Source organism: Aquimarina besae, assembly GCF_042434905.1.
Lineage (GTDB): Bacteria > Bacteroidota > Bacteroidia > Flavobacteriales > Flavobacteriaceae > Aquimarina.
Genome location: NZ_CP170199.1, coordinates 582,493 through 598,092, shown reverse-complemented (window position 1 = coordinate 598,092; position 15,600 = coordinate 582,493). Strand labels below are relative to the sequence as shown.

Below are 15,600 nucleotides of genomic sequence, written 5' to 3'. Positions count from 1 at the left end.
ACTATTATGAATTTGACAAATGTTTTGACCAAAATGGCGGCTATAGTAGTTGCTGTTTTTACTGTGGTATCTTGTGATGATGATTTTAATTCTGTAGGAAGTGAAGTAATTGGAGATGTAAACTTTGAGGATAATGAATATAGCGCTGTTCCTATAGCATATAGCAAGAAATTTTCAAGAGTACAGACCAGTGGTTTGCCTAATAATTTAATAGGAGTTTATAATGATCCGGTCTATGGTCAGTCTACGTATAATGTTTTAGCTCAAGTGCTGCCTGCTCGATTTAATCCTACCTTTGGTAATAACGCAGTTCTGGATAGTGTAGTAATAAGTTTACCGTATTTTAGTGAACTGACAGAGACAAACATCGATGAAGATGGGGTTGTTACTAATACTTTTCAGTTAGATTCAATCTATGGTTCTGGAGACATTAATTTATCAATCTATCAATCCAATTATTTCTTAAGAGATTTTGATGTAGATCAGGGAGCAGAAGAGCGACAAATATACTATTCTAACGATATTGCAGATAATTTTGGAGGTTCTATTGAAGGAACTTCAATAGCAACTTTGAACGGTTTTAAGCCTTCTAACGAAGAGATTATATTAACCACACCCGATGGAACTGATGCAGATGATGAAAGAGATTCTCAATCTGTAAATCCAAGGTTGAGAATAGCTTTTCTTTCTACTCTAGCAGCTACAGCTGCACAAGGAAATACAGATCCGCCGACACCAAGAGAGGCTAATCAGCCAATTATTGATTATTTTACCTCTCTGTTTTTAGAAAAAGAAGGAAGTGTAGAATTGAGCAATGCTAATAATTTTCATAATTATTTCAGAGGAATTTATTTCAAAGCAACACCAAATACAGGAGACGGATCTTTGGTGTTTTTTGATATAACAAGTGCTAATATTACGTTGCATTATTCTTTTGATACTGATGAAATAGATACTGAAGATGTAGATGATGATGGAGAGACAGACGATTTCATCCGAGGTACCGGTGATCTTGCACTAAATTTTTCAAATAATATTGTCAACGGGATTGACTTTGATTTTTCGAACGCAACGTTGAATAATGGTAGTAATATTTCTGATATTTTAGATAATCAGGATGAAATCAATGGTGAAGATAATTTGTTTCTGAAAGGAGGAGAAGGATCTTATGCGGTTATTGATTTATTTAATGAATACGTTCAAGTCGATGATAATGGTGATTTCATATTAGATGAAAATGAAAATCCGATCATTATCGAAAATCCGACCGAAGAAGAAAAGATCAAGACAGAATTGGATTTTCTTAAAAGTAGAGATTGGTTGATTAATGAGGCTAGTATGAAAATATATATAAATCAAAGCGAAATGATTTCTGGAGATACAGAACCAGAAAGGATATATGTTTTTAATTTGGATACTGGAGGAGTTTTAATAGACTATCAAGCTGATATAACGGCTAACGCAGCCAATCCCTTTATTTCTGTTACAGAACATTTAGGCCCCATAACCAGAGATAGCGACGAAAGAGGAGAGTTTTATAAGATTAAATTGACAAGACATCTCATTGACGTGTTAAATGAAGATACAGACAATGTAAAATTAGGAGTATCTGTTTCTCAAAACGTCAATATTACCGATATTGCTCAAGGATTTACCCCCACAAATACCGAAGATGAAATTATCCCCTTTTCATCTATTATATCCCATGAAGGAACTATTCTTTATGGAAATGGAGCCAACGTTCCAGAAGGAAAGCGTTTAAAAATGGATATTTTTTATACAGAATCAAAAAGTAATTAACTGACAAACAATCAAACCATGTGTGGAATAGTAGGGTATATAGGTCATAGGGAGGCTTATCCAATTGTATTAAAAGGACTAAAACGACTGGAGTATCGAGGATATGATTCAGCGGGAATTGCATTATACGACGGTCAGGATATTAAGCTATCAAAAACCAAGGGTAAAGTAGCAGATCTTGAAGAAAGATTGGTAAAAGAAATCTCAACAGCTGGAAATGTGGGCATCGGGCATACCCGATGGGCTACGCACGGAGTACCGAATGATGTGAATTCCCATCCGCATTATTCTAATTCCGGGAATTTGGTCATTATCCACAACGGAATTATTGAGAATTATGAATCACTTAGAAAAGAATTAACAAATCGAGGATATACATTTACATCAGAGACGGATACCGAAGTTTTGGTAAATCTAATTGAGGACGTAAAGACTAAAGAAAATGTAAAACTTGGGAAAGCCGTTCAAATAGCACTAAATCAAACCGTAGGAGCTTACGCTATAGCTGTTTTTGATAAGCAGAAACCAGATGAAATTGTTGTAGCAAGATTAGGAAGCCCATTAGCAATAGGTGTTGGAGAAGATGAGTTTTTTATTGCTTCAGACGCCTCACCTTTTATTGAGTTTACTAATAATGCCATATATCTGGAAGATGGTGAAATGGCGATTGTTCGTAGGAAAAAGGAAATCAAAGTAAGAAAAATAAAGGACGATAGTTTAGTTGATCCCTACCTTCAAGAATTACAGATTAATCTGGAGCAAATTGAAAAAGGTGGATATGACCATTTCATGCTTAAGGAGATCTATGAACAGCCCAGTGCTATAAGCGATACCTATAGAGGTAGAATGAGAGTAGCCGAAGGAATTATTAAAATGGCAGGTATTGATGATAACCTGGCAAAATTATTAAATGCCAAACGTATTATAATAATTGCCTGTGGCACATCTTGGCACGCAGGACTTGTTGCAGAATATATTTTTGAAGAGTTGGTAAGGATTCCCGTAGAAGTAGAGTATGCCTCAGAATTTAGATATAGAAACCCGGTAATTCATCAAGATGATGTAGTTATTGCTATTTCTCAAAGTGGCGAAACAGCAGATACCATGGCTGCAATTAAATTAGCTAAGGAGCGAGGAGCATTTGTTTTTGGAGTGTGCAATGTTGTTGGGTCTTCAATCTCAAGAGAAACTCATGCAGGTGCATACACGCACGCGGGACCAGAAATAGGAGTAGCTTCTACAAAGGCATTTACCACTCAAATTACGGTACTTTCTTTAATAGCCTTAAAATTGGCTGAAAGAAAAGGTACAATTCCCAATAGTGATTTTCATTATTACCTACAGGAACTAGAACGCATTCCAGAGAAAGTGAAAGTAGCTTTAGAATCTAACGAACAGGTAAAACTAATCGCTGAAACTTATAAAGATGCTAAGAACTTTTTATATCTGGGAAGAGGTTATAATTTTCCTGTAGCTTTAGAAGGGGCGTTAAAACTAAAAGAAATTTCTTATATCCATGCAGAAGGATATCCTGCAGCAGAGATGAAGCACGGTCCGATAGCTTTAATTGATGAGCAAATGCCTGTAGTAGTTATTGCTACCAAAAAAGGACACTATGATAAAGTGGTAAGTAACATTCAGGAAATTAAATCTAGAAAAGGTAAAATAATTGGAATTGTTACTGCAGGCGATGAAACTGTTAAATCACTTGCCGATCACGTAATTGAGATACCTGAAACCATCGAATTTCTAACACCGTTATTGACTACGATCCCTTTACAATTATTGTCTTACCATATTGCGGTAATGTTGGAGAAAAATGTGGATCAGCCGCGTAATCTTGCAAAATCGGTTACTGTAGAGTAAATAATAATTTATCATTAAAAATATGTTTAAAATGCAAAAAATGTGCGATTTGTCGCACATTTTTTGCATTTAGTCGATAAAAACAAGTAAAAAGTTGTTGTTTATAAAGTTTTTTTGCTAGTTTCGCGCCCTGAAAGTGGGAAAAACCATTTTTGGAATAAATTTAAGTTACCCCAAGAAAACTTAAAACTTTAAAAATTACCTATTTATGAAAAATATTACTTTTATAGTAGCACTTTTGTTATGTGTTATTAGTAATGCTCAAACGACAATTAATGGTGTGGTGATTGATGATTTTAATCAACCAATCCCTGGTGCCAATATCTCTTTGAAAGGCGAAGCAATAGGAACAGTTACTGATTTTGATGGTCTCTTTTCTCTAACGGTTTCCAAAAAACCTCCTTTTACAATTACTGCAAGCAGTATCGGATACGAATCAGGTTCTTTTGAGGTAACCTCAGAAGATCAAGAAGTAGTGATTGTATTGACCGAAGGGAATGTGTTAGATTTGATTGTAATATCTGCATCACGAGCTCCAGAACGTTTATTTGAATCACCGGTTAGTATCGAAAGATTTGGGATTAAAGAAATAAAAAATACACCTTCTGTAGATTTTTATGACGGATTAGAAAACCTTAAAGCGGTGGATGTTAATACAAACAGTTTAACTTTTAAATCTATCAATACCAGAGGGTTTGCGACTTTTACGAATACTCGTTTTGTCCAGTTGATCGATGGAATGGATAATACTTCGCCATCCTTAAACTTTGCTTTGGGTAACCTTATCGGTATGAATGAGCTAGATGTAGAGAATGTCGAATTACTTCCGGGTGCATCATCTGCATTATATGGGGCGAACGCATTTAATGGTATATTATTTATGACTAGTAAGAACCCGTTTGATAAACAAGGGCTTAGCGCTTATGCTAAAACAGGGATTACTTCTCAGGAGGCCGCTGGAAATAATGGATATTATGATGTTGGCGCAAGAGCTGCTTACAAGTTTACAGATTGGTTTGCGGCAAAAGTGAACTTTTCTTATTTGACAGGAACTGATTGGTTTGCAACTAGTATTGATAATGTTGAAAATCCTGGTTTAAGTAGAGAGCAAGATGCTGCTTATAATGGACTGAACGTATATGGGGACGAGGTACGAGCGTTTTTGCCAGGAGGAGCTGGTTTTGTAACTAGAACAGGATATAACGAAACAGACCTTACTGACTATAACACAGAGAGCATTAAATTTGATGGAGCTTTACATTTTAAACCATTTAACAACGATTTTGAGATTATTTATGCTGGAAAATTGGGTAAAGGACAAACCATTTTTCAGGATTCAAACAGGTTCTCTTTAAATGATTTCTTCTTCCAACAACATAAACTGGAAGTAAAAAATAATAATTTCTTCGTAAGAGGGTATATTTCTGCAGAAGACGCTGGAGATACATACGATCTTCGTTTTACAGGAATTAACATTAACAGAAGATGGAAAAGTGATCAGGATTGGTTTAATGAATATGCATTTGCTTTTGCCAATGCTACTGGAACTGATCAGCAAAGGCATCAAGCAGCTAGAGTAGTTGCAGACACAGGTAGATTGGAACCAGGAACAACCGGATTTCAAAATGCGTTTAACGAGGTAACTAATAATCCGGATTTCCAAACAGGATCTAGATTTATTTCAAAAACAGAATTAAGGCATGCGGATGCTAATTATAACTTTGGGCACCTGCTCAATGATTTAGCAGATGTACAGGTTGGTGGATCGTTTAGAGAATATTCATTAAATTCCGAAGGAACGTTTTATACTGATTTTGATGGTGCTATCAACTATTCTGAGTTTGGTATTTATTCACAGGTACAAAAAAAGCTATTAGATGATCGATTAAAACTAACCGGATCCGTTCGTTACGATAAATCTCAATTGTTTGATGGTAATTTCTCACCAAGATTTTCTGTAGGATATACTTTAGGAAAAAATAGAAATCGTAATCTGCGTGCTTCTATACAAACAGGTTTTAGAAACCCAACGACTCAAAATTTATATTTAGGTCTTGATATTGGTGAAGGAGCTATTGTAGGTTCTGCACCAGATAACTTAGATCGTTATTCAAGAGTGGTGAATGGGTCTACTGTTACTGCTACTGTTACAGGTCGGGCTGCTTATGAAAATTCATATACTGCAGAATCAGTAGAGGCTTTTGTTAGATCAGGAGGCGCGGATCCATTGGTGGTTGCAAATCCAGATATCGTGCAACCGGAGAAAGTAACTGCAATTGAGATTGGATATCGAGCAGATTTTGGTAAGCTGTTGTTAGATCTTAGTGGTTATTATAATATGTATCAGGATTTTATATCGACAATTGATGTGGCAAGTCCGCTAGAAGGTACAGCAGGAACTCCAGAAGGACAGGCATCAATAGCTGCTGGTAATTTTGCAGGTTTTCAGGCGACTACAAACTCCGAGGCAGATATCAATTCTTATGGAGCTGTTTTAGGTATCAGTGCAAAAGTATTTGGCGATTTTGACATTAATGCAAGTTATACATACACAAAGCAGGATTTTGACCAAAGTGAAGATCCTGGATTTAGAACAAACTTTAATACTCCAGAACACAAAGCCAAAGCTAGTTTCGGACACGATAATTTATTTAAGAATTTTGGATTCAACACTGCAGTGAGATGGAGTGGAGAGTATGTATGGGAATCTGCTTTTGCGGTTGGTGAAGTTCCTTCTTTTACTGTTTTTGACGCTCAGTTGAATTATAGAATTCCTGCTCTAAAAACCACCCTCAAAATTGGTGGTTCTAACATTGGAGGCAGTGAATATTTCACAGCAGTAGGAACAGCTCCTATTGGTTCACTATATTACTTTGGATTAACTATAAATAATTTCTAAATAAAGAAATGCATCATAAGCTTTTAGAAGAGCTTTGGTTTTTAGATTTTATCCCCGTTTAGTTTTCTAAACGGGGATTTTTTTGTAGGAAACAACTAGAGTGATTGTTAAATTTGTAGGATTTTTATGGGATAACCATACCTTTTTTGTGTTTAAAGTTGTTTTTTATCGTGTTTTTTGTACTTTAGACGATGTAATTAAATCTAAGCTTGTTCTGTAAGAACGTTTAGTAATTTATTTTAGTGTCCCAAACACTTGAACTTAAACCTAAAAATATATGAAAAAAACATTACTATCACTATGCACCTTACTCTGGTGTTTTTGTGCTCTGGCTCAGACAACAATCTCAGGAAGAGTAACAGATGAAGCAGGAGAACCCATACCTTTAGCCAATGTAAAACTAAGAGGAGAAAGAGTTGGAGCGGTTGCTGATTTTGACGGAGAATTTGTCTTGACAACGTCAGAAACACTCCCTGTTACACTTATTATTAGCAGTATTGGATATAAAACGATTTCATTAGACGTTACTTCTAATACCGAAGAGATCTCCGTTGTTTTAAAAGAAGGTACTGAACTAGATGTGGTTGTAATTTCTGCCTCTAGAGCGCCTGAGAGAATTTTTGAATCGCCGGTTAGAGTAGAATTTTATGGATCCAGAGAGATAAAAAACACTCCATCGATTGATTTTTATAGCGGATTAGAAAACCTCAAAGGTGTAGACGTAAATACCAATAGTTTGACATATAAATCTGTAAACACTAGAGGGTATGGATCATTTTCTAATACGCGATTTGTTCAGTTGGTAGATGGAATGGACAATAGTTCACCATCCTTAAATTTCTCCTTAGGGAATTTAGTAGGAGTATCAGAGCTTGATGTTAACAGTGTAGAATTGTTACCTGGAGCTTCATCTGCACTATATGGGGCAAATGCATTCAACGGTATTTTATTTATTAATAGTAAAAATCCATTTGACAATCAAGGAATAAGTTCTTATGTCAGAGGAGGGATCACATCACAAGAAGCAGCAGGAGATAACTCATTCTATGATATTGGGATTCGAATGGCAAAGGCCTTTTCCGAAAAATTTGCAGCAAAGGTTAATTTTTCATTCTTCAAAGGAACGGACTGGTTTGCTGTTAATAATACAAATATAAATGACCCTTCACTTGATCGATTATCAGATCCTAATTATGATGGTGTAAATGTTTATGGAGATGAAATAAATTTAAATATTCCAGGTATCGGTTTTGTGAGTAGAACTGGATATGAGGAAAGGGATTTGGTAGATTATAATGCAGAAAGTCTAAAATTCAGTGGCGCTTTGCATTACAGACCATTTGCAGATGATTTTGAAATTATTTATAACGGTAGAATTGGAAGAGGAACTACAATTTTTCAAAATGCAAATAGGTTTTATTCTCCAGACTTTTTTCTACAACAGCATAAATTAGAAGTTAAAAACAATAACTTTTTTGTAAGGGGTTATTTAACCGCTGGAAACGCAGGAGACACCTATGATACTAGAATAGCAGCATTTAATATTAATAATAGATGGAAAGATAATTTCACTTGGTTCAGTGAATATGCAGGTACATATTTTGCTGCGGTGAATGGAGGGTTTACTCCTGATCAGGCACATCAAGCTGCAAGAAATCAAGCCGATACAGGCAGATTGGAACCAGGAACTCCAGAGTTTCAGCAAGCCTTTAACTCCGTGATTTCTGATCCTGATTTTTCTACAGGTGCAAAATTTCAGGATGAAACTCAGCTTAGACACTTAGACGCAAACTATAATCTTAGCAATTTAACCGGGAATTTTGCAGATATACAATTAGGAGGATCTTTTAGAGAGTATCGATTAAGGTCATTTGGTACAGTATTCACAGATGCAGATGGGCCAATCACTTATTCCGAGTTAGGCGCTTATGCACAATTACAAAAGAAAATTTTTGACGAAAGGCTAAAAATAACAGGATCTGTTCGATATGATAAGTCGCAGTTATTTGACGGTAATTTTTCTCCCAGATTAGCATTAGGATATACAGTGGGCAGCAATAGAAATCATAATATAAGAGCTTCATTCCAAAGTGGTTTTAGAAACCCAACTACACAAAACCTTCATATGGGATTAGATGTGGTAAGAGCAATTACAATTGGTTCTGCTGAAGAAAATTTGGATAGAGAACAAAGAGATTTTGAATTAAGCCCTAATGGTTCCCTTATCACTGGAGATAATTCTGTAACGATTACAGGAAGAGATGCAATTGAAAATTCTTATACATTAGCTTCTGCGTTTGCTTTTTCTCAGACTTCTGATCCATCACAATTAGTTCAATCAGATGTAGAACTGGTAAAGCCTGAAAAAGTTACTAGTCTGGAAATAGGATATAGAGGAGATTACAACAAAATATCATTAGAGGTAAGTGGTTATTATAATATGTATAAAGATTTTATTACTAGTAATAATGTTTTAGTTCCTTTTTATGGAGAAGTTGGTTCTGTAGAGTCTTTTCAAGCTATCGCAAATGGTGACTTTAAGATATATAACATTGCAACAAATTCTAGTGTAGATGTGAATTCTTATGGAGCTGTTATTGGACTGGACGGTAAAGTATTTGGTAATTATAATTTTGGACTTAATTATACCTTTGCTAAAGAGGATGCAGGCGATACTGATGAAAATGAATTCATATCAGAATTTAATACACCAGAGCATAAAGTGAAATTTAGTTTTGGAAATCGTAATCTTTTTCAAAATTTTGGTTTTAATACTAGTGTTAGGTGGAGTGATAGTTTTGTTTGGAATGATGCTTTTGGTTCTTCTGAGATTCCTTCGTTTACAGTGGTCGATGCTCAGATAAATTATAGAATACCTAAGCTTAAATCAGTGCTTAAAGTAGGAGCAACAAATATTGGAGGCGATGAATATTATAATGCTTTGGGTACTGGTTTTATAGGATCTCAATATTATATTAGTTTGTCTATAAACAATTTGTAACCTAAATAAATTAGAAAAATAAAAAATGATAGAAAACCTGTTTGAAATTTTTCAAACAGGTTTTTAGTTTCTTGATGTTTCGGTTCAATCAATCTTTTATAATAATCTGATTTTATCACACATTACTAATTATCATTATAATTAAATAATTTATCAGTAGAGAGCAAGTATGTTTAACAAAAACACATCATTTTAACTTTTTTTTAGAGAATTAACAAAAAAGCGTATATTGTTCTTCATAACATAAAAAACTAATTTAGGATATGAGGACAATTACTTTAGTATTGATGCTCCTTCTGGGCGTTGTTACTACTGCGCAAACAACAATTAGCGGGAAAGTGGTTGATGACAACAATCAACCAATACCTGGAGCAAACATTGCGCTACAAGGGGCTTCGGTAGGAACAGTTACCGATTTTGATGGATTATTTACTTTATCTTTGGAGGAAACACCTCCATTTACTATTATCGTGAGTAGTGTAGGCTTTGAGTCTGCTTCGGTGAATATTACATCTAGCACCAGCGATTTAACTATTACTTTAAAAGAAGGAACAGAGCTGGATGAGGTTGTGATCTCTGCTTCTAGAACCCCGGAACGAGTATTTGAATCTCCTGTAAGTGTGGAACGATTTGGGGTTAAAGAAATAAAAACTACACCTGCTGCAGATTTTTATGATGGTCTGGAAAGTTTAAAAGGGGTAGACATTAATGCCAATAGTTTAACCTTTAAATCGGTTAACACCAGAGGATTTGCTACGTTTGCTAATACAAGGTTTGTTCAGCTTGTGGATGGAATGGATAATGCTGCTCCTGCCTTGAATTTTGTTCTAGGTAATTTACTTGGTATGACAGAATTAGATGTAAATAGTATCGAGTTACTTCCTGGGGCATCTTCTGCCTTATATGGAGCAAATGCTTTTAACGGAATATTATTTATGACCAGTAAAAATCCTTTCGATCATCAAGGGATAAGTGCTTATGTTAAGGGTGGTATTACTTCTCAAGATGCTGCGGGGGATAATGAATACTATGATTATGGAATCAGAATTGCTCATGCGTTCTCAGATAAGTTTGCGGGAAAGGTCAATTTCTCATATTTAAGAGGGACAGATTGGTTTGCGACCAATGAAATAAGTGTTTCCGATGACATAATAACGGGTACAAGATTAGATCCTAATTATGATGGACTCAATGTTTATGGAGATGAGGTGAGCACTAATATTAGAGGAGTAGGTGTATCGTTAGTTAATTTAGGAATATTACCAGCAGGAGCGGAGAATTTATTGCCTAATGAGGAGGTGAGTAGAACTGGATATCTAGAAAGTGACCTAAACAATTATGATGCAGAAAGTATTAAATTTGATGCAGCGCTTCATTATCGACCGTTTGCAGATGATTTAGAAATTATATACTTGGGAAAAATCGGTAAAGGAACTACTATTTATCAGGGAGCAAACCGATACTCAATCCGTAATTTCTTCTTACAACAACATAAGCTAGAAATTAAAAGTAACAATTTTTTTATTAGAGGTTATCTAACTGATGAAGATGCAGGAGATTCTTATGATTCTAGATTTACAGGAATAAATATAAACAGGTTATGGAAGGATGATAGAACCTGGTTTGGAGAATATGCCGGAGCTTTTGTGCAGGCAACATTGGCGGGTCAATTGCCAGAACAAGCTCACTTGATTGCAAGACAGACAGCAGATACTGGTAGATTGATTCCAGGGACTCCGGGATTTGCCAATGCATTTCAACAAGTAACAAATGATCCGGATTTAGCTACAGGATCTAGATTCCAAGACGCTACTCAACTTAGACATGCTGACGTAAATTATAATTTTAGTCATATAACTAGTGATTTTGCTGATATACAAATAGGAGGATCTTTTAGAGAATATAAATTAAACTCCTCAGGAACTATTTTTACGGATTTTGATGGTCCAATTCGCTATTCGGAATATGGAGTATATACTCAGTTACAAAAGAAGTTAATTGACGATAGACTAAAATTAACAGGTTCTGTTCGTTATGATAAATCTGAATTATTTGATGGAAATTTTTCTCCAAGACTATCTTTAGGATATACGGTTGGTACTAATAGAAATCACAATGTTCGTTTATCTGCACAAACTGGTTTTAGAAACCCTACTACACAGGATTTATTTATCGGATTAAATGTTGGACGAGCTATTCTTGTGGGTTCTGCTGAGGCAAATTTAGATAGAGATGTAAGAATATTTGATGACGTAAGTGGTGGAGGTCAAGTTATTCTTGGTTCCGATTCAGTTACAATTGTTGGAAGAGATGCTTATGAAAATTCTTTTTCTGCAACATCCGTTGCAAATGGTAATCCTACGGTTTCAAATGTTGCTCCAGTTCAACCGGAAAAGGTAACAGCTTTTGAATTGGGATATCGTGGTAAAATTGATAAAATTGTCGTTGATGTGAGTGGTTACTATAACTTATATAATGATTTTATTTCTGAAGAAACAGTTCTTGTACCTTACTATGGTCAAGTAAGTGAAGTTCCTAATGGTGATTTAACTGCTTTAGCAGCACTTTCTAATGGTGATTTCAAACCTTATCAAGCATATACAAATTCTGATGTAGATATCAAATCATTTGGAGCAACTGTAGGAGCTACAACAAAGGTATTAGGTAATTTTGACTTAGAGGTTAATTATACCTTTTCTAAGCAAGATTTTGATAAGAACGAAGATCCGGATTTTAGAACCAGTTTCAACACTCCAGAGCATAAAGTAAAAGCTTCTTTTGGACATACTAATCTGTTTAAAAACTTCGGATTTAATACAAGCTGGAGATGGAGCGATGCTTATTTCTGGGAAGCTTCATTTGGAGATGGAAACGTGCCTTCATTTAATGTTGTTAACGCCCAAATTAACTATACGATTCCTAAATTGAAAGCTAATTTAAAAGCTGGAGCTACGAATATCTTAGGTGATGAGTACTTTACCGCATTCGGAACAGGATTTATAGGGTCCCAATATTATATAGGAATATCTATAAACAACTTATAATCAATACAAAATACTTTAAGAAATATAAATATGAATATTCAATATAAATGGCTATTAATCTTATTGGTTTTTGGATTTATAGCTTGTGAATCAGATGATGATTCTACAACAGAAGAAGAAGTGGTTATCACTTCTGGAACTGCCGATTTTTCAAACTATGTGGCTTTAGGAAATTCCTTAACTGCTGGATTTACAGATGGGGCGCTTTTCATTGCTGGACAAGAAAATTCTATGCCTAATATTCTATCACAACAGTTTGCTTTGGCTGCTGGTGGTTCATTTTCTCAACCTCTAATGGGTGATAATATAGGGGGAGCCCTCTTAGGAGGGAACCAAATACTTTCTCCGAGACTTTTCTTTAATGGGGCTGGTCCGGCAGTTCTACCGGCAACTCCAACCACAGAAATTTCTTCAGGATTATCTGGCGCCTTCAACAATATGGGAGTTCCTGGTGCAAAAAGTTTTCATTTACTAGCTAATGGATATGGAAATATTGCAGGATTATCTGTAAACCCACCTCAAGCAAACCCATATTTTGTAAGAATGGCAAGTAGTCCTAATGCTTCAGTTTTAGAAGATGCTATGGCGCAAACCCCTACATTTTTCTCTCTTTGGATAGGCAATAATGATGTGTTGGGATATGCTTTATCAGGTGGTGATGGTACCGATCCTATTACAGATACTGGTTTATTCACACAAGCATACAATGGGTTGGTAGCTACACTAACCTCTGGAGGGGCAAAAGGAGTAGCATTTAACATACCTGATGTTACATCCATTCCTCATTTTACCACTGTGCCACACAATCCAGTTCCACTAGATGCGGGGACTGCGGCCTTTTTAAATAGTGCTAGTGCCTATGGTGCATATAACGGCGGTCTAGATGCAACATTGGCATTTTTAACTGCTAATCAAGCGACTTTAGGAGCTCTTTTCCCGGCTACACCAGACATGACTTCGCTAGAATTGGCAACTGCTGAAATAGCTAGAAGGAAAATAACGTTTAGTGAAGGAGAAGGAAATGCAGTGGTAATTTTAGACGAAGACTTAACAGATCTAACAGTCATAAATGCAGCTCTCGTAAACATTAGACAGGCCACAGCAGATGACTTATTAGTATTGCCTTCTGCAAGTTTTATTGGTACAGAGGCTGTTCCTGGAAACCCACAAACAGTAAACGGCGTAGCTATTCCTTTAGCTGATAAATGGGTATTAACTCCTGAAGAGCAGCAAGAAATTGCAACTGCAACAGAGGCATTTAATAATGTTATATCTTCTGCTGTACAACAGGCGGGTCTTGCATTTGTTGATGCAAATGCACTTTTGGATCAAATATCAGATACAGGTATCCAGTTTGATGAGTTTTTGCTAAAGGATGACTTGGTATTTGGTGGAGCATTTTCTTTAGATGGGGTACATCCAACAGCAAGAGGTTATGCATTTTTAGCAAACCAGGCCATTTTAGAAATTAATGCAACATATGGTTCAAATTTACCAGCTGTTAACGCAGCACCATATCCAACCTTTTACGGAGCAACATTACAATAACTAGAAAGAATAAAATATGTGCCCACTTGGTTTGAAAGCTAAGTGGGTTTTTTATGCAACAGGTTTAAGAGTTCCTGTTATATATTTTCTTTCAATGAGCTGAAAATAAATAGAAGCTATAAAAGATACTATCAAATATCCGATTACAAAATAGGTAAGTCCGGATAAAACATGGTTGATTCCAAACCAGCCTTCGCTCTGAATTATAAAATAAATTCCTAACCCAAGTTTGATAATTTCTGAGTAAATCGAAATGATATGTCGATCCATTAAAGAAGTATACGCAAATATAGAAATCATCAAAAAAATAGAATAATTAATAATTTGAATAAAAGGAAGTTTGCCAACACTTACCAGTAAGTAATACATCAGCGCGATGGTAATAACTAGTTGTGTCCACGACCATATTTTTAATAGCAACGAACTTTCAGTTCTATATTTTTCGCGGTTGTAGGGATCTAATGTAATTGCAACTGGATATTTCGTCTTTACGTCTTCTGGTCTCCATCCTGTTGGCATAAACCATATTCTGATTTTATCCCAAAAGTTTTTTGTTCTTACCGAATCTTTTAAAATGCCCCAGACGTGCATAAAGTTAATAAAGAAGGGATTCCATGTTTGCACGGGTTTTTTTACACCATAAACCGGAGGTCGATCCGGTAGTTCTTCTTGAAAAGTTCCAAATAATTTATCCCAAAAAATAAATATTTCGGAATAGTTTTTATCGAGGTATTCATCGTTGATTGCGTGATGAACTCTATGGTGTGATGGCGTTACAATAACATATTCAAGAACTCCCATTTTATCAATTAGCCTTGTATGATACCAGAATTGAGCAAAAAAGTGGATTGGTGCAACAAATGCAACAATTTCTGCGGGAATTCCCAGTAATGCTAAAGGAATGTAAAGAAAGAAATAAATGGATACAATTGCAGAAACGTTTTGTCGTAATGCACAAGCAAGATTAAATTCTTCGCTGCTATGGTGTATAATGTGTCTGTTCCAAAATACATTAACAGTATGATTAAATCGATGAGACCAATAACCAGCAAAGTCTAATCCTATGAAGGTTAGTAAATAAATTAATAAAGTAGAGTTAACCTCTATAAGAGCAATGTGATCAACCATCCATTCATAACTTAAGATGATTATGGTTAATCCCATTAAGCTTTTTAATGTATTGGTAATTCCAGAGCTAATACTTGAGATTGTGTCCATCGCCTGGTTAACCGGTATTTTTTTCCATACGCTTATCAAATACTCTAAAAGAATAAGCAAAATAAATCCCGGAATAGCATAGCTTAAAGCGACAGCATATGTTTCCATAGGTGCTTTTTTAAATAAAAATAGTAATGGTTTTGTAGGGAAAGTACGATTTAATGATTTTAAAATCAAATAAAAGCACACTAAAATCAATACTTTTTGCTTGGTGATTGCACCTC

The 15,600-nt window shown here is 35.4% G+C and carries 7 protein-coding genes; 6 read left to right on the top strand and 1 reads right to left on the bottom strand.

The window, feature by feature from the left end; all coding sequences use genetic code 11:
* Positions 1–6: 6 nt before the first annotated feature.
* From ACE94K_RS02640 to ACE94K_RS02615, 6 genes are all read left to right on the top strand, one after another.
* A complete protein-coding gene (locus ACE94K_RS02640) occupies positions 7–1,800 on the top strand; it encodes a DUF4270 domain-containing protein (protein ID WP_378179543.1) in 1,794 nt (597 codons plus the stop codon).
* A gap of 18 nt (positions 1,801–1,818) precedes the next feature.
* The gene (gene glmS, locus ACE94K_RS02635) at positions 1,819–3,666 is read left to right on the top strand and encodes a glutamine--fructose-6-phosphate transaminase (isomerizing) (RefSeq protein ID WP_378179541.1); all 1,848 of its coding nucleotides are present in this window, start codon (positions 1,819–1,821) and stop codon (positions 3,664–3,666) included.
* Between the two features lie 208 nt (positions 3,667–3,874).
* Positions 3,875–6,565, top strand: coding sequence for a TonB-dependent receptor (locus ACE94K_RS02630; RefSeq protein ID WP_378179539.1), 2,691 nt, complete (start codon positions 3,875–3,877; stop codon positions 6,563–6,565).
* Between the two features lie 277 nt (positions 6,566–6,842).
* Positions 6,843–9,566 carry a TonB-dependent receptor domain-containing protein gene (locus ACE94K_RS02625; protein ID WP_378179537.1) on the top strand — a complete coding sequence of 908 codons (2,724 nt, stop codon included), beginning with the start codon at positions 6,843–6,845 and terminating at the stop codon, positions 9,564–9,566.
* Positions 9,567–9,829: 263 nt separating this feature from the next.
* On the top strand, positions 9,830–12,610 hold the full coding sequence (locus tag ACE94K_RS02620) for a TonB-dependent receptor (RefSeq protein ID WP_378179535.1): 2,781 nt from the start codon (positions 9,830–9,832) through the stop codon (positions 12,608–12,610).
* A 30-nt stretch (positions 12,611–12,640) separates the two neighbouring features.
* Complete coding sequence (locus ACE94K_RS02615) at positions 12,641–14,158, top strand: G-D-S-L family lipolytic protein (protein WP_378179533.1); 1,518 nt, start codon at positions 12,641–12,643, stop codon at positions 14,156–14,158.
* A 51-nt stretch (positions 14,159–14,209) separates the two neighbouring features.
* Here ACE94K_RS02615 and ACE94K_RS02610 read toward each other — a convergent pair whose 3' ends face one another.
* Positions 14,210–15,484, bottom strand: a complete 1,275-nt coding sequence (locus tag ACE94K_RS02610) for a sterol desaturase family protein (RefSeq protein ID WP_378179531.1) — start codon at positions 15,482–15,484, stop codon at positions 14,210–14,212.
* Positions 15,485–15,600: the final 116 nt, after the last annotated feature.

Excerpts from the sequence above, each read along its gene's own strand:
- ACE94K_RS02625 (WP_378179537.1), top strand. The coding sequence starts at position 6,843 with ATGAAAAAAACATTACTATCACTATGCACCTTACTCTGGTGTTTTTGT.
- ACE94K_RS02615 (WP_378179533.1), top strand. The coding sequence starts at position 12,641 with ATGAATATTCAATATAAATGGCTATTAATCTTATTGGTTTTTGGATTT.
- glmS (WP_378179541.1), top strand. The coding sequence starts at position 1,819 with ATGTGTGGAATAGTAGGGTATATAGGTCATAGGGAGGCTTATCCAATT.
- ACE94K_RS02620 (WP_378179535.1), top strand. The coding sequence starts at position 9,830 with ATGAGGACAATTACTTTAGTATTGATGCTCCTTCTGGGCGTTGTTACT.
- ACE94K_RS02640 (WP_378179543.1), top strand. The coding sequence starts at position 7 with ATGAATTTGACAAATGTTTTGACCAAAATGGCGGCTATAGTAGTTGCT.
- ACE94K_RS02630 (WP_378179539.1), top strand. The coding sequence starts at position 3,875 with ATGAAAAATATTACTTTTATAGTAGCACTTTTGTTATGTGTTATTAGT.
- ACE94K_RS02610 (WP_378179531.1), bottom strand. The coding sequence starts at position 15,484 with ATGGAAACATATGCTGTCGCTTTAAGCTATGCTATTCCGGGATTTATT.